This window comes from Ferranicluibacter rubi (genome assembly GCF_011603255.1).
Taxonomy (GTDB): Bacteria; Pseudomonadota; Alphaproteobacteria; order Rhizobiales; family Rhizobiaceae; genus Ferranicluibacter; species Ferranicluibacter rubi.
This window is the reverse complement of the sequence record NZ_JAANCM010000003.1, coordinates 301,219-320,214: the sequence shown is the minus strand read 5'-3', so window position 1 is coordinate 320,214 and position 18,996 is coordinate 301,219. Positions and strand designations below refer to the sequence as shown.

19 protein-coding genes are annotated in these 18,996 nt (G+C 61.6%); 13 read left to right on the top strand and 6 right to left on the bottom strand.

The genetic code is table 11. The features are described from left to right. The first annotated feature begins 7 nt into the window (after positions 1–7). The 4 genes from G8E10_RS08185 (at position 8) to G8E10_RS08170 (ending at position 4,558) form a co-directional block, all read left to right on the top strand. Positions 8–1,144, top strand: coding sequence for an ABC transporter ATP-binding protein (locus G8E10_RS08185; protein WP_110801630.1), 1,137 nt, complete (start codon positions 8–10; stop codon positions 1,142–1,144). A gap of 56 nt (positions 1,145–1,200) precedes the next feature. Beyond that, positions 1,201–3,201: a beta-galactosidase trimerization domain-containing protein gene (locus G8E10_RS08180; protein WP_167128164.1), complete on the top strand. Its 2,001-nt coding sequence runs from the start codon at positions 1,201–1,203 to the stop codon at positions 3,199–3,201. A gap of 348 nt (positions 3,202–3,549) precedes the next feature. Continuing rightward, positions 3,550–4,308 (top strand): metallophosphoesterase, encoded by a 759-nt coding sequence (locus G8E10_RS08175; RefSeq protein ID WP_165910632.1) that lies wholly within the window; start codon positions 3,550–3,552, stop codon positions 4,306–4,308. A 10-nt stretch (positions 4,309–4,318) separates the two neighbouring features. Next, complete coding sequence (locus G8E10_RS08170) at positions 4,319–4,558, top strand: hypothetical protein (RefSeq protein ID WP_110801633.1); 240 nt, start codon at positions 4,319–4,321, stop codon at positions 4,556–4,558. Positions 4,559–4,705: 147 nt separating this feature from the next. On the opposite strand, the gene aztD is transcribed toward G8E10_RS08170, so the two are convergent. The 3 genes from aztD to G8E10_RS08155 all read right to left on the bottom strand — a co-directional run bounded on the left by aztD (position 4,706) and on the right by G8E10_RS08155 (position 7,462). Then, on the bottom strand, positions 4,706–5,935 hold the full coding sequence (gene aztD / locus G8E10_RS08165; RefSeq protein WP_422038610.1) for a zinc metallochaperone AztD: 1,230 nt from the start codon (positions 5,933–5,935) through the stop codon (positions 4,706–4,708). Between the two features lie 71 nt (positions 5,936–6,006). Further along, on the bottom strand, positions 6,007–7,212 hold the full coding sequence (gene zigA / locus G8E10_RS08160; protein WP_110801634.1) for a zinc metallochaperone GTPase ZigA: 1,206 nt from the start codon (positions 7,210–7,212) through the stop codon (positions 6,007–6,009). Positions 7,213–7,324: 112 nt separating this feature from the next. Beyond that, entirely contained in the window at positions 7,325–7,462 is a 138-nt protein-coding gene (locus tag G8E10_RS08155) for a hypothetical protein (protein WP_165910631.1), read from the bottom strand. A 72-nt stretch (positions 7,463–7,534) separates the two neighbouring features. On the opposite strand from G8E10_RS08155, the gene G8E10_RS08150 reads away from it, so the two are divergent. From G8E10_RS08150 to G8E10_RS08140, 3 genes are all read left to right on the top strand, one after another. After that, the gene (locus G8E10_RS08150; RefSeq protein ID WP_110801635.1) at positions 7,535–8,029 is read left to right on the top strand and encodes a transposase; all 495 of its coding nucleotides are present in this window, start codon (positions 7,535–7,537) and stop codon (positions 8,027–8,029) included. Between the two features lie 8 nt (positions 8,030–8,037). Next, positions 8,038–8,631 carry a hypothetical protein gene (locus G8E10_RS08145; protein WP_110801636.1) on the top strand — a complete coding sequence of 198 codons (594 nt, stop codon included), beginning with the start codon at positions 8,038–8,040 and terminating at the stop codon, positions 8,629–8,631. Positions 8,632–9,137: 506 nt separating this feature from the next. Beyond that, positions 9,138–10,841, top strand: coding sequence for a methyl-accepting chemotaxis protein (locus tag G8E10_RS08140; protein WP_281517465.1), 1,704 nt, complete (start codon positions 9,138–9,140; stop codon positions 10,839–10,841). A 92-nt stretch (positions 10,842–10,933) separates the two neighbouring features. Here G8E10_RS08140 and pcaQ read toward each other — a convergent pair whose 3' ends face one another. Beyond that, positions 10,934–11,872 carry a pca operon transcription factor PcaQ gene (pcaQ, locus tag G8E10_RS08135; protein ID WP_110801638.1) on the bottom strand — a complete coding sequence of 313 codons (939 nt, stop codon included), beginning with the start codon at positions 11,870–11,872 and terminating at the stop codon, positions 10,934–10,936. Positions 11,873–11,961: 89 nt separating this feature from the next. Between pcaQ and pcaD the strand changes: the two genes are divergently transcribed. From pcaD to G8E10_RS08110, 5 genes are all read left to right on the top strand, one after another. Further along, positions 11,962–12,762: a 3-oxoadipate enol-lactonase gene (pcaD, locus tag G8E10_RS08130; protein ID WP_110801639.1), complete on the top strand. Its 801-nt coding sequence runs from the start codon at positions 11,962–11,964 to the stop codon at positions 12,760–12,762. 2 nt (positions 12,763–12,764) lie between these two features. Continuing rightward, on the top strand, positions 12,765–13,175 hold the full coding sequence (gene pcaC, locus G8E10_RS08125; RefSeq protein ID WP_110801640.1) for a 4-carboxymuconolactone decarboxylase: 411 nt from the start codon (positions 12,765–12,767) through the stop codon (positions 13,173–13,175). Position 13,176: 1 nt separating this feature from the next. Continuing rightward, positions 13,177–13,926: a protocatechuate 3,4-dioxygenase subunit beta gene (pcaH, locus tag G8E10_RS08120; protein WP_092936626.1), complete on the top strand. Its 750-nt coding sequence runs from the start codon at positions 13,177–13,179 to the stop codon at positions 13,924–13,926. Next, the gene (gene pcaG / locus G8E10_RS08115) at positions 13,927–14,541 is read left to right on the top strand and encodes a protocatechuate 3,4-dioxygenase subunit alpha (RefSeq protein ID WP_110801641.1); all 615 of its coding nucleotides are present in this window, start codon (positions 13,927–13,929) and stop codon (positions 14,539–14,541) included. 74 nt (positions 14,542–14,615) lie between these two features. Beyond that, complete coding sequence (locus G8E10_RS08110) at positions 14,616–15,665, top strand: 3-carboxy-cis,cis-muconate cycloisomerase (RefSeq protein WP_110801642.1); 1,050 nt, start codon at positions 14,616–14,618, stop codon at positions 15,663–15,665. Between the two features lie 104 nt (positions 15,666–15,769). Here G8E10_RS08110 and pobA read toward each other — a convergent pair whose 3' ends face one another. Next, positions 15,770–16,942 (bottom strand): 4-hydroxybenzoate 3-monooxygenase, encoded by a 1,173-nt coding sequence (gene pobA / locus G8E10_RS08105; RefSeq protein WP_110801643.1) that lies wholly within the window; start codon positions 16,940–16,942, stop codon positions 15,770–15,772. Between the two features lie 126 nt (positions 16,943–17,068). Here pobA and G8E10_RS08100 point away from each other — a divergent pair, with 126 nt between their 5' ends. Beyond that, complete coding sequence (locus tag G8E10_RS08100; RefSeq protein WP_132665024.1) at positions 17,069–17,959, top strand: helix-turn-helix domain-containing protein; 891 nt, start codon at positions 17,069–17,071, stop codon at positions 17,957–17,959. Here the strand turns inward: G8E10_RS08100 and G8E10_RS08095 are convergent. After that, complete coding sequence (locus G8E10_RS08095; protein WP_110801644.1) at positions 17,940–18,944, bottom strand: helix-turn-helix domain-containing protein; 1,005 nt, start codon at positions 18,942–18,944, stop codon at positions 17,940–17,942. The two genes, G8E10_RS08100 and G8E10_RS08095, sit on opposite strands and share 20 nt — an antisense overlap. Positions 18,945–18,996 lie beyond the last annotated feature (52 nt).

Here is an 18,996-nt window from a genome sequence, read left to right as displayed (position 1 = left end):
TCGCCTCATGCCCAGCCTGCAGATCGACACCGTCGTCAAATCCTATGACAGTTTCACCGCCATCAAGGGCGTGAGCTTCACCGCCGAACCCGGCGAGTTCATCGTCATGGTCGGCCCGTCCGGCTGCGGCAAATCCACTTTGCTGCGTTCCATCGCCGGGCTCGAGACGATCACCTCCGGTGCCATCCGCATCGACGGTCGCGACATCACCCATGCCGAGCCGTCGGACCGTGGCGTGGCCATGGTGTTTCAGAACTATGCGCTCTATCCGCATATGACGGTGGCCGAGAACATGGGGTTCGCCCTGAAGATGGCTGGCCGGCCGAAGACGGAAATCGCCGCCGCCGTGGCGAAAGCCGCAAAAATCCTGCGGATCGAGGAGCATCTTCACAAGACGCCCAAGCAACTGTCCGGCGGGCAGAAACAGCGTGTCGCCATCGGCCGCGCCATTACCCGCGCGCCCGACGTGTTCCTGTTCGACGAACCCCTGTCGAACCTCGATGCGGCCTTGCGCTCGCAGATGCGCGTCGAGCTTGGCCGGCTGCATGCCGAGCTCAAGGCGACGATGGTCTATGTGACCCACGACCAGACGGAGGCCATGACCATGGCGACGCGGATCGTGGTGATGAATGCCGGCCTGATCGAACAGGTCGGCTCGCCGCTCGATCTTTACAATCGCCCGCGAAACCGCTTCGTCGCCGGCTTTCTCGGTTCTCCGCGCATGAACTTCATCAAGGGCCGGATCGTTGCTGCCGGCGGGCGGACTGTGACGATTATGGCCGAAGGGCTGACGATGCCGATCCAGCTTCAGATCGAGCCGGATGCGGATGTGCCGGCCGTGGGCGACGTTGTTACGCTGGGTTTACGTGCCGAGACGTTCGGCACTGGCGCACCCGGCCAGATCGCCGTTCCCGCCCGCGTGGCGGTGGTGGAAAGCCTTGGCCGGGAAACGCTGATCTATGCCGATGCGGGGAACCTGCGAACATTCGATTCCGAGTCGCAGGACGGTTATCTCGCCGCCCATCGCTCAAGCCAGGTGATGCTGCGGCCGGGCGATCCGCTGACGCTGTCGATCGATCCCGCCGCCTTCTACCTGTTCGACCGCAACGGAGAGACGCTGCGGTTTCCACCCGTTTCCTCCTGAGCCGCGCGGAAAGCCACCGCCGTTCCCCCCACACACATTCAAGCCATCGAGGCCCCATGCGCTTTCGCCAGATCCATCTCGACTTCCACACATCTCCCCTCATCGACGGCGTCGGATCCCGCTTCGATGCGACGGCCTTTGCCAGCACCTACCGGGCGGCGCATGTGGATTCGGTCACGCTGTTCTCGAAATGCCATCATGGCCTGTCCTATCACCCGACAGAGATCGGTCGGATGCATCCGGGCCTCGGCTTCGACCTCCTGCGCGGGCAGATCGACGCGCTGCATTCCGTCGGCATCAAGGCGCCGGTCTATCTCTCGGCTGCCTGGGACGAGCATGCCGCGCAGACGCATCCCGAATGGCGTATCGTTTCGCCGGACGGCACGCTGCCACAATCGCGCAACGAGCCGACCGGCTGGGCTTTTCTCGATTTCTCCACCCCCTATCTCGACTATCTCTGCCGTCAGGTGGAGGAGGTCATGCGCCTTTACGGCGACGGCGACGGCATCTTTCTCGACATCTCCTTTCAGATGCCGACCGTCTCCACCGCGGCACGTGCGAAAATGGATGCGCTCGGGCTCGACTGGACCCGCCCCGCCGACCGGGAAACCTTCCTCGATCGCTCCACGGAGGCCTATTACGAGGCTGTGAAGGCGGCCGTGCGGCGGCACGATCCCGCCATGCCGCTGTTCTTCAACTCCGGCCATGTCCGGCGCGGCCAGCGCAAGCATTACCGCCAGTTCTACAGCCATCTGGAGCTGGAATCCCTGCCGACGGCCGGCTGGGGTTACGATCATTTCCCCTTGAGCGCGCGCTATGTCGATCCCATCGGCTTCGACTTTCTCGGCATGACGGGCAAGTTCCATTTCACCTGGGGCGAGGTCGGCGGCTACAAGCGGCCGGAGGCTCTGGTCTATGAATGCGGCGCGATGCTTGCGCACGGCGCGCGGTGCTCGATCGGTGATCATCTCCACCCGACCGGCGCGCTCGATCCCTCCACGATGGCGATCATTGCGCCGGCCTATCGCTTCGTGGAAGAGCGCGAACCCTGGTGCCTCGGTTCGGTCAACCGCGCGGATATCGGTCTGCTTTCGCTCCAGTCGGTGGAAACGCCGGCCGCCGGCGGTGGGTCGGATCGCGACAGCGTCGCGGATGACGGCGCGTCCCGCATCCTGCTGGAGGCGGGCCTGACCTTCGACGTGCTCGATCTCGACAGCGATTTCTCGTCCTACCGGCTGCTGATCCTGCCCGACGCCGTTCCGGTGGACGATGTTCTCCGGGTGCGCATTGAGCACTATGCGGCCAATGGCGGCAAGGTGCTCCTGACCGGGCGCAGCGGCGTCGATCCGGAACGCGGCTTCGTGTTCGATCTCGGCGCCCGCTGGCACGGGACATCGCCGATGACGGGCGGCGACTATCTCCTGCCGATCGCGCCGCTGCAGGCTGACGGTATCGACCAGCCGATGTTCATGTATCAGCCGTCCGAGCGGATCACGGTAACGGACGGCCTGTCGCTCGGCGCGGTCCACGAGCCCTATTTCGACCGCACGCCGCGACATTTCTCAGGCCACATCCATGCGCCCAGCCGCCCGGAAGCCTCGGCCTATCAGGCGGGCGTGCAGAAAGGCAATTTCGTTTATCTCGCCCATCCGGTCTTCAGCATCTACCATCAGGTGGGCGCGGTGCGCATGCTGGAAATGGCCGAGAGCGCCATCGCCTTTGCGCTTGGCGACGGCAGGCTGATCTCGACCAGCCTGCCGCGTGCCGGCCGGGTGACCGTGCGCCATCAGCCGGAACAGGCGCGCGACGTCATCCATTTGCTGCACGCGACGCCCGCGCTGCGCGGCCAGCTCTGGGAGGCCAATATCCAGCCGATCCAGGACATCACGCCGCTGTTCGACATCGCCGTTTCGCTGAAGACCGTAAGGCCGGTATCCACGGTCCGCAGCGTGCCGGACGGCGATGATCTCTCCTTCACGGAAGCGGACGGCATCGTCCATTTTACGCTGCCGCGTATGGATGGGCATGCGATGATCGAGGTCTCCTATCGGCGCTGAAATCCGTTGGTAGGCGATCCAGATAAAGCGTTGCTGCCCGATATGCTGGTTGACTTCAGCGGGGGTCGGTAAGGGCTCCTGCGGGCTGCGCTTCAGCGAAGGACCCGGACGTTATGGCATGTCGCCTTCCTTTGTGGGACGTGCCGTCGAGCCGCATTTATCGTGCCACGTAACACGGGAGGACATTACGACGGCATTCGGTTTTGATGGCGCGTCGGGGGAGGGTGGCTTATAGGACGTTGCCACCCCGGATGGCGTCGCTTTGGTCTCGTCCTCGTCCAAGGTCCGGCTCCGTGCAAACGGCAGGGTGATGTCACGCAACCGTGTTTTCCAGCAGGCAAGAGAGTGATGACGACAGAGAGCCTACCCTCCAATATCTATGCGATCGCCGATATCCACGGACGCGCCGATCTTCTTGATGTCATGCTTGCCTCTATCGCAGAAGACGCGGCGGTCCATGGTTCGAAGCCGGTAGTGATCTTCCTGGGCGACCTCATCGATCGCGGGCCCGACAGTCCCAAGGTCATCGATCAGGTCCGTGCGACACTGGACCTCTATCCGGGCTCCCGGCTCATTCTGGGCAATCATGATTTCTTCCTGCGGGAGCTTCTGCGTGGCACCCTCACATCCGAGGATGCCGTCAACTGGCTGGACTGGGGAGGCGTCGCCACTCTGAGCGCATATTCCGACCGGCCGGTGCCCGATCTTGCAAATATCGCCGCCGACATCCGCCGTGACTTTCCGCACCATGTCGATGTGCTGGAAAACGCTCTGACATTCAAGGAGATCGGCCGCTTCTGTTTCGTTCATGCCGGAATACGCCCCGGCATCGAGTTGATTGACCAGGATGAATATGACTTGCGCTGGATCAGGGCCGGCTTTCTCGATCACCTGGATGTGTTTCGCCATATCGTCCTGCATGGCCACACGATCACAGCATCGCTGCGACCCGAAATTCATTCCAATCGCATCGCACTGGACACGGGAGCCTACCGATCCGGCCGGCTGAGCGCCGCCGTCATCCGGGACGATGAACTTTCACACTTCCTCTGCACCGAGCTGACGGAAGAGGGTGCCATACGCATTGGCGAGTGGCGACCCGAATAAAGGATTCCCTATGCGCAAACTCATCTCAGTCGTTCTGGTCGCTGTCCTCGCGGCCACGGCATTTATCGGTCTACGCTGGTACCGGTATGTTTCGAACACGAGTTCGCCCTATGACGAGGTCGGTATCGAGATCAACAGCCGCCTGCCGGCATCGTTGAGCAAATGGGGCTGCGACAAGCTTCATGTCACATTTGGTAACGTGCCCCCGCCTTACGGCTGCGGTTCGACCGATGGAAATACGTGGCGATGATGGGATGACAGTACCGAAGTAGGTCTTGCCCATCCCCGCTCCTGGGCCTCCAGCTTCCCGGATGACGAAGATGTCTGGACGTTCGCGCTTTCCGCTCAGGAACGGGCCTCCTGAGCGGATTGCAGTCGCGAGGGAGACCTTCGGAAGCTAATGTGTCGCGCCCGAACCACCAGCGGCCACCACCGCAAACGGCTGGCCTTCGACCGGGATCGTGCGGACCTCCTTGAATGTCTCAACATCGATCAACCGCACGAGGCCGTGACGCGGGTCGGTGATGGCGATGTGGTCGCCGGCCACCGCAAGGCGCGGTCGCGCATCGCGCCAATGGCCGTCCTTGCTGTAGGGCTCGGTGACCGCCGCCGACCTCGTGATGGCGCCATCAACGACATCGAGGAGATGAAGCCTGCCATCCTCCGTCAGGATATAGGCATTGCGCGGATGGGCAGGGTCGAGCGCGAAATCGATGCGCCGCAGGGGAAGCTCGATCAGACGATAGGGCGTCTCGGCACCGGGCTCGATCAGCACCACCTTGTCCTCTCCGTAATTGCCGAGGAAGAACTGCATGGACGTGCCCCCGAGCAAGGTGGAAACCTTGCCCTCCGGCAGATCCTTTCCATAGGGCAGCATGTCGAGTTTCGGTCCGTCGATGCCGCCCGGCTGCGCGATCAGCACGCCTTCTGCGCAACCGAAGGCGACGAGGCGCGCGGATGTCGCTTCACCGTGCAGCCCCGTGCATGTCGCGACATCGCCCACCTGTCGGCCCTCCTCGTCGAGCACGCGCAGGCCGAGGCGCGGTGGCAGTTCGCCCTCCTTGACGGATGCCGTGGTGTCCGGCACGGAGACGAGGAGATGACGGCCCATCGGCACGGCAACGCCATGATGTGCGGCCGTCGTGTCGAACGTTTTCAGATCGACCTTGCCCTCCAGCAACCCGCTTTCGGTCACGAGATCGGCCTTGCCGCCACGGTCGTAAAACACCGCCACCCTGTCGCCACGCGTCACGACATGGCCCGGTTTTTCGCCGCTGATCGCAGTGTCCAGCAGCTTGGTGTCCCCGACCTCGATGTCGCGGTGCTCGCCATGGTCGGAGAGCGCGATGCCGGTATCGATGACGTTGACGACATTCTGGTCGCCCTGGATGGCAAAGACGGTGCGGCCGCTATCGCTGAGCGAAAGTGCTGCATAGCCCTTCAGATCGAAGCGGCCGATCTCTTTGTCGGTACCAAGGTCGATCGCGCGAACGACCGGCTGTGTGTGATCGGCGACGAAGAGCCGCCAGCTCTCGCTTTTCTCTTCCTCGGCACGAAGCGCAAGCGGTGCGGCGAGGGTCGCGAGAAGGGTGGTGGCCAGAAACATGGCTTTGCGGGAGCGGAACATCGGATATCTCCTGTAATACGGATAGGGTCGGGATGGCGTCTCGGGCTGAGGGAATGCGGGCTTTCCGTTGCTCAGGATGCCTTGCGTTCCCAAGGCGTGAAGGGATCGGCCAGCTTTCGCCAAAGGCTTGGACAGAACGTCTCAGCATCAACCAGGCACGCATCGAGATCGGCGCGGATCGTCGTCTCGTCCATCGGATCCGCGCCGATGAACACGATCTCCTGACGCCGGTCGCCCCAGGTCGGGTCGAGATACGGTTCCATCATCTGCAGGAAGCCGGGGTCGCGTGGCCATTGCGCCTTCGGTACGGCGGACCACCACGCCCCCATCCGGCTTGTTCGGACGAGCGCACCGGCCTGGCTGATCTCGCCGACATGGTCGGGACGCGTCGCGAGCCAGAAGAAGCCCTTCGCCCGGACGACGCCCGGCCACGCGCGGTCGATGAAGCGCTGGAAGCGTGTGGGATCGAAGGGACGGCGCGCGCGGTAGACGAACGAGCGGATGCCGTATTCCTCCGTTTCCGGAACATGGTCCTTGAAACCGTGCAACTCCTTGAACCAGAGCGGATGCTGTTCGGCCTTCGCAAGGTCGAAGCGACCCGTGCCCAGCACATCGTTGAGATCGACCTGACCAAAATCGGTTTCGATCAGCTTCGCATCGGGATTGAGGGCGGTGATGATCTTGCGGGCCGCATCGCGGTCTTCCGCGGTGGCGGTGCTCACCTTGTTCAGCACCACCACGTCCGCGAACTCGATCTGTTCGACCAGAAGATCGATGACGGTGCGGTTATCGCCTTCGCCCGCCGTGTCGCCGCGATCGGCGAGGAAATCGGCGGAGCTGTAATCGGCCAGCAGACTTGCGGCACTGACCACCGTCACCATGGTGTCGAGCTGTGCCACGTCCGACAGGCTACGGCCGTCCTCGTCGCGAAAGTCGAAGGTGGTGGCGACGGGCAAGGGTTCTGCGATGCCGGTGGATTCGATCAGCAGATAGTCGAACCGCCCCTGTTCGGCGAGCGCCCGCACTTCCTTCAACAGGTCGTCGCGAAGCGTGCAGCAGATGCAGCCATTGGTCATCTCCACAAGCTGCTCTTCCGTGCGCGACAGGTTCGCCCCGCCGTCACGCACCAGCGCGGCGTCAATGTTGACCTCGCTCATGTCGTTGACGATCAGCGCAACGCGCAGCCCCTGACGGTTGGAAAGGATGTGGTTCAACACCGTCGTCTTGCCGGCTCCAAGGAAGCCGGAGAGAACCGTGACAGGAAGTTTCTTGGCCATAATCGCGTCCATCCAGTTTTGTAACGTTATTTAGTTACGTATGCCGGAATACGCGATGGACGGTCAAGACGGTTTGGTCAAATTTTATCGCTCGTGGCGGTCGATACGGAGATCAGGCGCGGAATGAGCGCATCAGCACACGCATCTGCATCGAGACGCGCTGGGCGAACGCCGTCGTGGAGACGATGCCCGATCGCTCAAGGTGAACACGCGCAATTTTATAGTGGCCGTCAATAAACGCTTCTTTCAACGGAGCAACCTTGCTCTACTTGCATGTTACCGCTAGCAGATAAGCTTGACTGCGCTGTAATTGGAGAGTGCCATGATTGGCGACGAACATCAGAATGCACCGACTGACGTATCCGGGGATGTGCAGGACACGGACGTACAGCCATCAGATGACGGCGGCCGTAAAGCCCGGAAAAGGACACCCAAGAAGGTCCCGAGCGAAAAGCCCGTCACGCGCCAGATCCGGCGTCACACGCCCTCGGAACGCGCGGAAAAGATTCGCCGCATCGAAGACAGCCTTGCAAAGGACGGTCTTTCGCTGAAGGCTGCCGTTGAAGCCGTCGGAATCTCGGATCAGACCTATTACCAATGGAAGCGTGCAGAAAAGCCCGCAGACGTCTCCTCAACGCTCTCGGCATCCTCAGTACCTTCGGTATCCTCGCCATCCGCTACACCACCGGCCTCGGTCGGGAGCGAACTGGCCGAACTCATCAAGCTTGAAGAAGAGAACCAGAGACTGCGTCGGTTGCTCGGCGAGAAGCTTCGGGCGGAGAACGCCGAACTGCGTCGACGCCTCGAACTGGATTGACACGCGTCATGCGAAAAACCCAACCTAATTTTGTGGTGGAATACAAAGGCGGTCGGCGCCAGAAATCGTCGCCGAAGACGTCGATATGGGGAGCTGTAGACTTCACCAAGCTCACAAGCGAGATCGAATATGATCTTCCCCCTGAGGTGCGGAGCGACGTTGCCGACATAAACAACGGCGGCGGCCAGCATCCGGCCGAACATCACATGCCAAACAAGGATCTCGTTGCGGCGGACGTCGAGATCGGCGGCCGACCAGCCTCGTTAGCAGAGCCGTCGTTGACGAGCGATGTTGGTGGTGAAAGACGCGGCCGCATTCTGGAAGCTGTGCACACGCAAAGCGAAGAGATAGCCTCACCCGCGTCAGAACATCGTGTCCTTGAGCATGGATCGGATGGCGAGCCGAGACCCGAGGACCACCAGCATGGTCCAATGTTCGTATCTCGGGATGGCAGCGAACCTGCACTGTCAGCAGAGCCAGTTTCGCGACGGCAATTGGCGGCTCTCGAGAGTGAGAATAGAGAGCTCAAAAGGCTTCTTGTAGAAAGACTTACGGAAGAAAATCACTGTCTTGAGAAAATGCTGGAGCGATTCTTGGATTAGTGCGTCTTTTGCGGGAGCGAAGGCGAGCGTGTTCAGCGGTTAGAGCTGGAGCTTGCCGTTCTTGAACCCTGACAGCCTGCACCACATGCGGCGACAAGCGCAGGCTTGCTGCTGAGCGCATTCACGCCCAAACAATGGCCTTTCCATCACCGTCTAGCCGAACGTACCTATGACGTCCGTTAGACGAACTGTGATGTCCTCGAAATGCAGGTGACTACTTTTCGTATGGAAAAGCTGTCTTGAATTCATGTCAGCGCGATGGCAAAGCGTACTGATACAATATATCCTAAAAATAGGGGTATTAATTAGATATTCCGCATATATTACTATGATGAAAGCCCGAAATATTGGAGGGGAAACTCCTTAATTTCATATCTTCTCAAATAAAACGAAATTTTAAGCATCTTTATTTAATCTCATCCACAGTTCGGGTCGCGATTGCTTGGTGGTCCGCAAAGCAAACTGACGAGGGTGAATACGTGTTTGGGATATCGAAAATTGCTGGCATGCAGCGCGAAGCGATGAAGTCGATTACGGCGAACATCATGATCGCGGATGTCGATCTCAATATTCGTTACATGAACAATGCGGTGACGGATCTGCTGAAGGAAGCGGGGCCCGACCTGAAAAAGGAACTGCCACGGTTCGATTTCGACAAGTTGATCGGTAGCAACATCGATATTTTTCATAAGAACCCGTCTCACCAGCGCAATATGCTCGCGGCTCTCAAGACCCAGCACCGGGCAACGATCTGGATCGGCCACCGGGCCTTCGATCTGATCGTCACGCCGCTGACCAACGGGGCGAAGACGACCGGCTTCGTCGTCGAATGGAGCAATGCTAGGGAACGACTGCAGAATCTGGATTACCAAGCGCAGATGGTTGCCATCAGCCGCTCTCAGGGTGTCATCGAATTTACGACGCAGGGAGAGATCGTATCGGCGAACGCCAACTTCCTGAAAGCCATCAATTACAGCATGGATGAGATCAAGGGGCGCCCGCACAGCATTCTGGTGGAGCCGGGTTACGCGCAGTCGCCGGAATACAAGGCGTTCTGGGACGCGCTGCGACGCGGCGAGGTGCAGTCTGCCGAATTCACCCGATATGCCAAGAACGGCAAGGCGATCTTCATCAACGCGTCCTACAACCCGATCCTCGATGCCAAGGGAAAGGTCACCAAGGTCGTCAAGTTCGCGACCGATGTAACCGAGCGGGTGGAGGCCGTGAGTGCCATCGGCGAAGCCCTGACGAAGCTTGCGAATGGTGACCTCTCGTTCAGCCTTGATCAGCCGTTCGCATCCGACTTCGAAAGCCTTCGCAGCACGATGAACGTGGCTCTCAGCCAGATGCGGAACACGCTCGGCGCCGTTGCCCGGTCAACTGCCCAGATCGATATGGGGACGCGCGAAATCAGCCAGAGCGCCGAGGATCTCTCCAGGCGCACGGAGCAGCAGGCAGCGTCCCTTGAGGAAACGGCAGCAGCGCTCGATCAAATCACCGTCAATGTCTCCAACGCCGCCAAGCGTGCGGAAGAGGCGCGTCGGTCTGCCTCGACGGCCAGTCAAAATGCCGAACGCTCGGGCAATGTCGTGGCCGATGCCGTCGGTGCCATGTCGCGCATCGAAGCATCCTCGAACCAGATCTCCAACATTATCGGCGTTATCGACGAGATCGCGTTCCAGACCAACCTGCTCGCGCTGAACGCCGGTGTCGAAGCGGCGCGTGCGGGCGAAGCGGGCAAGGGTTTTGCCGTCGTCGCCCAGGAGGTGCGCGAGCTTGCGCAGAGGTCCGCGCAAGCGGCAAAGGAGATCAAGGAGCTGATCCGCAATTCCTCAAGCGAGGTCAGCACCGGCGTCAAGCTGGTCAGTGAGACAGGAGAGTCTCTGCAGACGATCCGGAGCAACATCGTCGTCGTCAACGAGCACATGGAGGCGATTACCAGCTCCGCGCGCGAACAGGCGACCGGCTTGTCCGAGGTGAACGCAGCCGTCAACCAGATGGACCAGGTGACACAGCAGAATGCGGCAATGGTCGAGGAAACCAATGCAGCCAGCGCCACGCTTGCGCAGGAGACCGCAACGCTGCGCGACCTGATCCGGCACTTTGAACTCGGACAGGACGCGACGAGAACGACCTCCCTTCCGTCGTCGCACTCGGCCTCCTCCTATCAGCGCACAGAGGCTCCCGCGCGGCGGGCATCGATGCGATAGCCACATATCGGCGCGGTTTCGATTTCGCTTCGAACCGCGCCGGCTTCGTTGACTGCCTGCACAGCAATGCCGAGATGTTTACGTCCCAGATATCAGCCTGGCCGCGACATGAGCTGGTGCGCTTCTGACGCAGCCTCGCGGATCGTCTGCAGCAGGATCGAGAGGGGCAGCGAGGCCATGCTATCCGCGCGCATGGTCAGCCCCACGGGACCGCGGGTTTCCCGGGTGTCGATCGGCAGTTTTGCCAGGGCGCCATTTTCGATATCGCTGGCGACGACGCCTTCGGAGATGATCCAGACGGCGTCGCTCATCTGGATGAATGCGCGTCCGAAGGCGTCCGAGACTGTTTCGATCTGGTCGGGGAGATGCCCCATCCCGTTGACGATCAGGAGGTTGTCGACGAAGGGGCGGATGATCGCGGTGCGCGTCGGCATCAGGATCGTATAATCGCTGAGACGGGAAAGCGGCGAGCTGTTGCGCGCCAGTAGCGGATGTCCTGCCCGGACGGCGAAGACGACCTGCTCGGAATAGAGATGCTCGAAGGTAAATCCGGTCATTTTCTCCGCTGCCGCCAGGCGGCCGATCACCAGTTCGAGATCGCCGACACGAAGCTGCTCGAGAAGCACGGCATTTTCGCCCGTGACGATCTTGACGCGGCTCCAGGTCTTTTCGTTCATGAAGAGCTGCATGGCGCGCGGCATGATATGCGTGGACACGGTCGGCAGTGCGCCGATGCGGATCGTCGGCGTCTCGCCGGAACGCTCACCAGACACCGAGTCGACGCCTTGCCGTAGCGCTGTAAGAGCCGCTCCGGCGTGTCTCAGGAAGACCTCACCATGCCGCGTCAACCGGATGCCGCGTCCCTCGCGTTCGATGACGGCGACACCGAGGATTTGTTCAAGCTCGCGGATGGTCTTGGTCACGGCTGGCTGACTGACGTGGAGGCCGGCCGCTGCCTTGACAACGCTTTTCTGCCGGGCGACCTCGACGAACGTCTGCAAGTGCCGGACCTTGATGCCGGATTCGCTCATGGATACATAACTCGTTGGTTATCGGTATCACCTGAATTATCATTTTACAGCACCGGATCAAGGCGCCATTCTGCGGCTGGGAGGTGAGCATGCGATTTGTAACCGTCAACCGCGTCACGATTCATCACGAGATCATCGGCGATCCGGCGAAAAAACCGGTGCTCGTCTTCATCAATTCGCTCGGCACCGATTTTCGTATCTGGCACGACGTGGCAGATCGTCTGCGGCACGCCTTCGCCATCGTTCTCTATGACATGCGGGGACATGGCCTTTCGGACATTGGTGGTGAGGCCTCAAGCATCGAGGATCACGCGGACGACCTGTCCGGCCTTCTCGATCATCTCTCCATTGGACGCGCCGTCATTTGTGGCCTGTCCGTCGGCGGACTGATTGCGCAGGCGCTATACCAGCGCCGGCCGGATCTGGTGCGGGCGCTCGTTCTCTGCGCCACCGCGCACAAGATCGGAACGCCTGACATGTGGAACGGACGGATAAGGGCCGTCGAGGAGGGTGGGATCGAGGGTATTCTCGATGCCGTGATGGAGCGCTGGTTCACGCCGGCCTTTCGAAGCCCTGAAAATGCCGCCTATGCCGGCTATCGCACGATGCTGGTCCGGCAGCCGGTCGCGGGATATGCAGCCACATGCACCGCGATCCGCGATGCGGATTACACGGCTGCCGCCGCTCGCATAGCGGTTCCCACGCTCTGCATCGTCGGGGATCAGGACGGCTCCACGCCGCCGGACCTCGTGCGCTCCACCGCGACACTGATCCTGGGTTCCCGTTTCGAGATCATCGCCGATGCCGGGCACATTCCTTGTGTCGAGCAACCGGACGCACTGTCCGAAACCATAAGCACCTTCCTCCTCACTCTCGATCAAGAGGCTTGACGATGTCCGCGTTGAATTCCGAGCGATACCGGCAGGGCATGGCCACGCGGCGTGCTGTGCTGGGAGATGCACATGTGGACCGGGCCGAGGCTGCGGCCACCGAGATGGATCGGCCGTTTCAGGCGCTCATTACCGAGGCGGCCTGGGGCCATGTCTGGTCGCGCGATACGCTGACGAAGCGGGAACGCTCGATCGTCACGATCGCGCTGCTGGCGGCGCTTGGTCAGGACGAGGAGGTTGCCATGCATATTCGGGCGACGCTGAACACGGGAGCCTCGCGTGAGGATATCGGCGAGGCCCTACTGCATGTGGCGATTTATGCCGGCGTTCCCGCCGCCAACCACGCCATCAAGATTGCCAAGCGGACCTATGCCGAAATGGATGCCGCAGCGGAGCAGGGGGAGAGAGGATAAGATGTCGATACCATCCAATGACAAGCCGGAAACCGGCGCGTTCTTCGGACGAGACCGAACATGGCACTCGCCGGCACTCACCCCCGGCTACAAGACCTCGGTTCTGCGCGCGCCGCAGCGCGCGCTTCTGTCGCTGGATGGCACGCTGTCGGAAACGACAGGCCCGGTCTTCGGCCACGGAATGATCGGGGAGCAGGACAACGACCTGATCCATAATTTCGCCAAGCCCGGCGAAAGCGCGATCGGAGAGCGGATCGTTGTGCACGGTCGCGTACTCGACGAGCGTGGCAAGCCGGTGCGCGGCGCTCTGCTCGAGTTCTGGCAGGCCAATGCGGGCGGTCGCTACCGGCACAAGAAGGAGACCTACCTTGCTGCCCTCGACCCCAATTTCGGCGGCTGCGGTCGCGCGATCTGCGACGATGACGGCCACTATGCCTTTCGCACGGTCAGGCCCGGCGCCTATCCCTGGCCGAATGGCGTCAATGACTGGCGCCCGGCCCATATCCATTTTTCCGTGTTCGGACATGGCTTTGCCCAGCGGCTGATCACGCAGATGTATTTCGAGGGCGATCCGATGATCTGGAAATGTCCCATCGTCAATACGATCCCCGACAAGGCCGCCATCGAGCAGCTGATCGCGCCGCTCGACTGGAACAACACGATCCCCATGGACGCGCGCGCCTACCGCTTCGATATCATCCTGCGGGGCCGCCGCTCGACGCTGTTCGAAAACCGGCTGGAGGGAAACTAGATGCTCCGGTCAATCGACATACTGAAGGAAACGCCTTCGCAAACAGCCGGCCCCTACGTCCATATCGGCCTCATGCCGAACAGCTGCGGCATCGACGGCGTCTATGCCGGCGATCTCGGATCTGCGCTGGTGAACGAAAAGACGCTCGGGGACCGGATCACCGTCAGTGGCCGCATCTTCGACGGTGCGGACACGCCGGTGCGCGACGCTATCGTGGAGATCTGGCAGGCCGACAGTGCGGGCCTCTACAACAGCCCGTCAGAGAGACGGGGAACCGCAGACCCGAACTTCACCGGATGGGGACGCAGCGCGACGGCTGCCGAGGACGGTGTCTTCCGCTTCGAAACGATCAAGCCCGGCCGCGTGCCCTTCAAGGACGGGCGGATGATGGCGCCGCATGTCACCCTGTGGATCGTCGCGCGGGGGATCAATATCGGCCTGCACACACGGCTCTATTTCCCGGAGGAGGCCGAGGCCAACGCGGCCGATCCCGTGCTGCTGCGGATCGAACATCGGGCCCGCGTCGAGACGATGATCGCCAGCCGGAACGGCAACGACTATACGTTCGACATCCATCTGCAGGGAACGTCGGAGACCGTGTTCCTCGATATCTAGGGCATGTCCGGTGAACCCGTGTTTACCGGATATGCTTGAGGGCACGATATCGGAAACTAAGAAAGAGCCGACCCATGAGCATCGCCGCCTTCGATCATCCTTTCCTCTCCGGTCTTCTCGGCGATGACGAGGTTGCGGCTTTGCTTTCGGTGGACGCCGATATCAGGGCCATGCTGACCTTCGAGGCGGCGCTGGCACGCGCGGAGGGCGGGCGGGGGCTGATCCCGACAGCCTCCGCAGAGCGTATCGCCGAGGTTTGCGCAACATTCGCCCCGGATATCGCGTTGTTGAAGCAGGCGACCGCGACCGATGGGGTCGTCGTTCCCGAGCTGGTCCGGCAGCTTCGTCAGGCGGTCGGCGGTGCGGCAGCGGCACATGTCCATGTCGGCGCGACGAGCCAGGATGTCATCGACAGCAGCCTCGTCCTCTGCCTCAAGACGGTTTTCTCCCTGTTTGCCGGACGCATCGACGACCTCATTCTCAAGCTGGACGGGCTTGACGAGAGCTTCGGCGGGCAGCCTTTGATGGGGCGAACCCGCATGCAGGCGGCGATCCCGATCACGGTTTCGGATCGCCTGCGCAGCTGGCGCGCGCCCTTTGTACAAGAGCGGGAAAGGCTGGCTCACCAAATCCTTCCGCTCCAGTTCGGCGGTGCTGCGGGCACGCTGGAAAAGCTGGGTGCGGAGGCAGACGCCGTGCGCACCCTGATCGCGCAGGATCTGGGGCTGGCGGATACGCCACAATGGCAGAGCCAGCGCGGGTTTGTCGCCGATATCGGTCACCTCCTGTCGCTGATCACGGGGGCTGCCGGCAAGATGGGGCAGGACATCGCCCTGCTTGCGCAAGGTGGCGACGAGATCGCTCTCTCCGGCGGTGGCGCATCGTCTGCCATGCCGCACAAGCAGAATCCGGTCGCGGCGGAAACGCTTGTGGCGCTTGCCCGGTTCAATGCGGTTCAGGTTTCCGCCCTTTACCAGTCGCTCGTGCATGAGCAGGAGCGTTCCGGCGCCGCCTGGACGCTGGAATGGCTGATCCTTCCACAGATGGTCATGGCCACGGCCGCATCGCTGCGCCTGTCTCTTCAGATGCTCGATACGATCGCGCGCCTTGGCGCGAAGGCCTGAGAGAGGTTTTTTCAGCCCCAAGTAGCGGATGAGATGTTGCTCACCGGAGCCACCGGCAGGGATTTCCACCTGCCGGAAGAGCTCTCACGTCATCGGTGCCGCGCTCAGTAAGGCAGGCCGACATAGTTTTCGGCCAACGCTTTCGAGGCGGCTTCCGAATGGGTGAGGTAGTCGAGCTCGGCTTCCTGGATCTTCTGGTCGAAGGGGCCGGAGTCGGGAAAGCGGTGCATCATCGTCGTCATCCACCAGGAAAAGCGCACGGCTTTCCAGACGCGTGCCAGCGCGCGCTGGGAATAGGCGTCGATGCCGGCATTCGAGCGATCGGTGTAATGCTCCAGCAGACCCGAAAACAGGTAGTTCACGTCGCTTGCGGCGAGGTTCAGGCCTTTCGCACCGGTCGGCGGCACGATATGGGCGGCATCGCCGACGAGGAAAAGGCGACCGAAGCGCATGGGTTCGGCAACGAAGGACCGGAGCGGCGCGATCGACTTTTCGAAGGACGGGGCCGTCTGGAGGGCCTCCGCATGATGCACGGGCAGGCGCCGGCGCAGCTCATCCCAGAAGCGGTCGTCGGTCCAGCTCTCCACCTTCTCGTAGAGCGCGCACTGGATATAGTATCGGCTACGCGTTTCCGAGCGCATCGAGCACAGCGCAAATCCGCGCGGATGGTTGGCATAGATGAGTTCGTGACTGACGGGGGCGACGTCGGAGAGGATGCCCAGCCAGCCGAAAGGGTAGACCCGTTCGTATCCGGTGATCGCACCCTCGGGCACCGCCTTGCGGCTTACGCCGTGAAATCCGTCGCAACCGGCAATGAAGTCGCAGTCCAGCCGGTGCGCTGTCCCGTCCTTCTCGTAGGTTATGTACGGTTTTTCAGTATCGAAACCGTGCGGCTGGACATCAGTGGCGCCGTAGATCGTCAAGGCGCCGCCGGCTTCGCGGCGGTCCATCAGGTCGCGGGTCAACTCGGTCTGGCCATAGACCATGACGCGCTTGCCACCGGTAAGACCGAGAAGGTCGATCCGGTGATCGCGGCCGTCGAAGGCCAGCGAAAAGCCGTCATGCGGAAGGCCTTCGGCATGGAGCCGACCACTGGCCTTCGCCTTGTCCATCAGCGCGACGGTGCCTTCCTCCAGCACCCCGGCCCGGACGCGCCCGAGAATGTAGTCCCGGTCCGCACGGTCGAGAATGACGTTGTCTATTCCGGCCTCCGTCAGAAGCTGGCCCAGCAGAAGCCCCGACGGGCCCGAGCCGATGATGGCGATCTGGGTGCGCATATTTCCTCCCACGCTTCCACCTCCCACAGGTACGTTCGGCCCCGATTGTCGGCGGAGGAGGGCGTGACGACAATGGACAATCCCGGCAGAAAATTGCACAAATCGAACATCGGAAAGGAATGCATCATGCCGGGTGCCGTGCCCACCTACGATCTCTATGGCGAGCAGTCCGGTCAGGTACCAAGCCTCTGGCTGCACTGCGAAAGTATCCCGTCGCGCAGCCGTCTGCACCACTGGGAAATTCGCCTTCACCAGCACGAGAGCCTTTTCCAGATCCTGTACATTCAGACCGGATCCGCCGATGCTATCTTTGGTGAGGAGCGCCTTCTCGTAGAGCCGGATACGGTCATCACCGTTCCCCCCGGCGTGAGCCACGGCTTCCGCTTCTCCAGGGACACGGACGGGTTGGTCATCACGATCCTTGCCTCTCGCCTGAAGACGATGCCGGGCGGACGAAGCCCCCTCGGCGCCTGGCTTGCGGAACCAAGGGTGACCCGGCTCGACAGAGCCGATCCGGACGCGGCGTATGTCGCGGAGACGCTTCTGCGGCTCGGCCGGGAATATGCCGGGCAGCGAAACGGGCGTAACGATCTGCTCGACGCCTATGTCACGCAGGCCTTGCAGCTGGCAGCCCGTCTTTCGCAAGGCGGCGATGGCGGGACGGCGGATGAGCGAAGCCGCCGGATGGAGCAACTCGACGCCCTGATCAACCGCCATCTCCGCTTGCACAAGCCGGTTGCCTTCTACGCCGCCGAACTCGGCATTTCACCGACGCATCTGAACCGCGTCGTAAAGGCCACGAGCGGGCAGGGCGCGCACGAACTTCTCGCCGGTCGGTTGCTCGACGAAGCCAAACGCGAGCTGGTTTTTACCTTCGGAACCGTTCGGGAGATCAGCGACCGTCTCGGCTTTGCCGATCCTGCCTATTTCTCAAGGTTTTTCGTCAAGCATACCGGCAGTGCCCCGCGCGCGTGGCGCGAGGCAGAGCGCACGAAACTCAAGGATTCGAACGCCTAGCCATCTCGGCAAAGCCCGAAGGAGATATGCCGAACTCGTCCCGGAACCGCTTCGAGAAGTGGGATAGATTGCGGAAGCCCCAATTGAACGCGATGTCCGACACGCTTTTCGGAAAAGGGCCCGGGCGCGCGAGGTCGGCACGACATTTCTGTAGGCGACGCGTGAGGATGAGCGAGGCGAGCGTATTCGCGTCGCCTTCGAACAGGCGATTGAGCTGGCGCAGGCTCATGCCCATTTCGCGCGATATGCCGGTGGGACAGAGCTCGGGATCGTGGAGGTGGGTTTCGATGTATTGACTGACGCGTGTTCTGACGGCGGTGTGATAGGCCGAACGCACCTTCCCGTTCGAAAAGGCATGGGCGGTTTCAAGGACGGTCCACAGACGCTCCTCGTGGGATTGCCGCTGGGCAGTCGTCTCGACAAGACTGAGATCAGTTTCCACGACCTCCCGCAGCGCCCGTGAAACGATGCGCGTGGGATTGAGGAGGGCATCGAAGCGGACGGCCTCGTTCAGCTCCCAGCGCGGAAATCTCTTGCGGAAATCCTCTCCGGGAATTTCATAGATCACATGGCGCATCTGGGCTGGGAAGCCATGCATATAGGGCTTATTGGTGTCGTAGATAACAACGTCGCCCTCGCCGAGCATGCTGCAGGACTCGGCCCGGTTCACGAATGCCGAGCCTTTGCGCAGGAAGGTCAGGAAGACGCTGTCCTTCTCGAAGAGCCGGAGAAGGGACGGCGAACGCTCGATCACATGCTGGTTGCCGGTGATGTCGATCATCTTGATGGAGCCGAAGTCGCAATATTCGAACCGCGCTTCCAGCCCGCCCTCGGACATGCTGGTGCAGCGCAGGCCGACCACGCGCTCTGCGCAACGTTCCTCCCAGTAGTCGATACGGTCGTTGACGGCGACGTCACGCGTATCGAACGCTATGCCCGGATGCGCCTTGGCGCCACGCGGCACGACATGAGTACCTTCGAGCATTTCATCCTCCTCACCTCACATGGCCCTCCCAAGCCATGCGTATTGCATAAGG

Excerpts from the sequence above, each read along its gene's own strand:
- pcaH (WP_092936626.1), top strand. The coding sequence starts at position 13,177 with ATGTCGATACCATCCAATGACAAGCCGGAAACCGGCGCGTTCTTCGGA.
- G8E10_RS08110 (WP_110801642.1), top strand. The coding sequence starts at position 14,616 with ATGAGCATCGCCGCCTTCGATCATCCTTTCCTCTCCGGTCTTCTCGGC.
- pobA (WP_110801643.1), bottom strand. The coding sequence starts at position 16,942 with ATGCGCACCCAGATCGCCATCATCGGCTCGGGCCCGTCGGGGCTTCTG.
- pcaC (WP_110801640.1), top strand. The coding sequence starts at position 12,765 with ATGTCCGCGTTGAATTCCGAGCGATACCGGCAGGGCATGGCCACGCGG.
- pcaQ (WP_110801638.1), bottom strand. The coding sequence starts at position 11,872 with ATGAGCGAATCCGGCATCAAGGTCCGGCACTTGCAGACGTTCGTCGAG.
- G8E10_RS08140 (WP_281517465.1), top strand. The coding sequence starts at position 9,138 with ATGCAGCGCGAAGCGATGAAGTCGATTACGGCGAACATCATGATCGCG.
- G8E10_RS08100 (WP_132665024.1), top strand. The coding sequence starts at position 17,069 with ATGCCGGGTGCCGTGCCCACCTACGATCTCTATGGCGAGCAGTCCGGT.
- G8E10_RS08185 (WP_110801630.1), top strand. The coding sequence starts at position 8 with ATGCCCAGCCTGCAGATCGACACCGTCGTCAAATCCTATGACAGTTTC.
- pcaD (WP_110801639.1), top strand. The coding sequence starts at position 11,962 with ATGCGATTTGTAACCGTCAACCGCGTCACGATTCATCACGAGATCATC.
- zigA (WP_110801634.1), bottom strand. The coding sequence starts at position 7,212 with ATGGCCAAGAAACTTCCTGTCACGGTTCTCTCCGGCTTCCTTGGAGCC.
- aztD (WP_422038610.1), bottom strand. The coding sequence starts at position 5,935 with ATGTTCCGCTCCCGCAAAGCCATGTTTCTGGCCACCACCCTTCTCGCG.
- G8E10_RS08175 (WP_165910632.1), top strand. The coding sequence starts at position 3,550 with ATGACGACAGAGAGCCTACCCTCCAATATCTATGCGATCGCCGATATC.
- G8E10_RS08180 (WP_167128164.1), top strand. The coding sequence starts at position 1,201 with ATGCGCTTTCGCCAGATCCATCTCGACTTCCACACATCTCCCCTCATC.
- G8E10_RS08170 (WP_110801633.1), top strand. The coding sequence starts at position 4,319 with ATGCGCAAACTCATCTCAGTCGTTCTGGTCGCTGTCCTCGCGGCCACG.
- G8E10_RS08145 (WP_110801636.1), top strand. The coding sequence starts at position 8,038 with ATGCGAAAAACCCAACCTAATTTTGTGGTGGAATACAAAGGCGGTCGG.
- G8E10_RS08095 (WP_110801644.1), bottom strand. The coding sequence starts at position 18,944 with ATGCTCGAAGGTACTCATGTCGTGCCGCGTGGCGCCAAGGCGCATCCG.
- pcaG (WP_110801641.1), top strand. The coding sequence starts at position 13,927 with ATGCTCCGGTCAATCGACATACTGAAGGAAACGCCTTCGCAAACAGCC.
- G8E10_RS08150 (WP_110801635.1), top strand. The coding sequence starts at position 7,535 with ATGATTGGCGACGAACATCAGAATGCACCGACTGACGTATCCGGGGAT.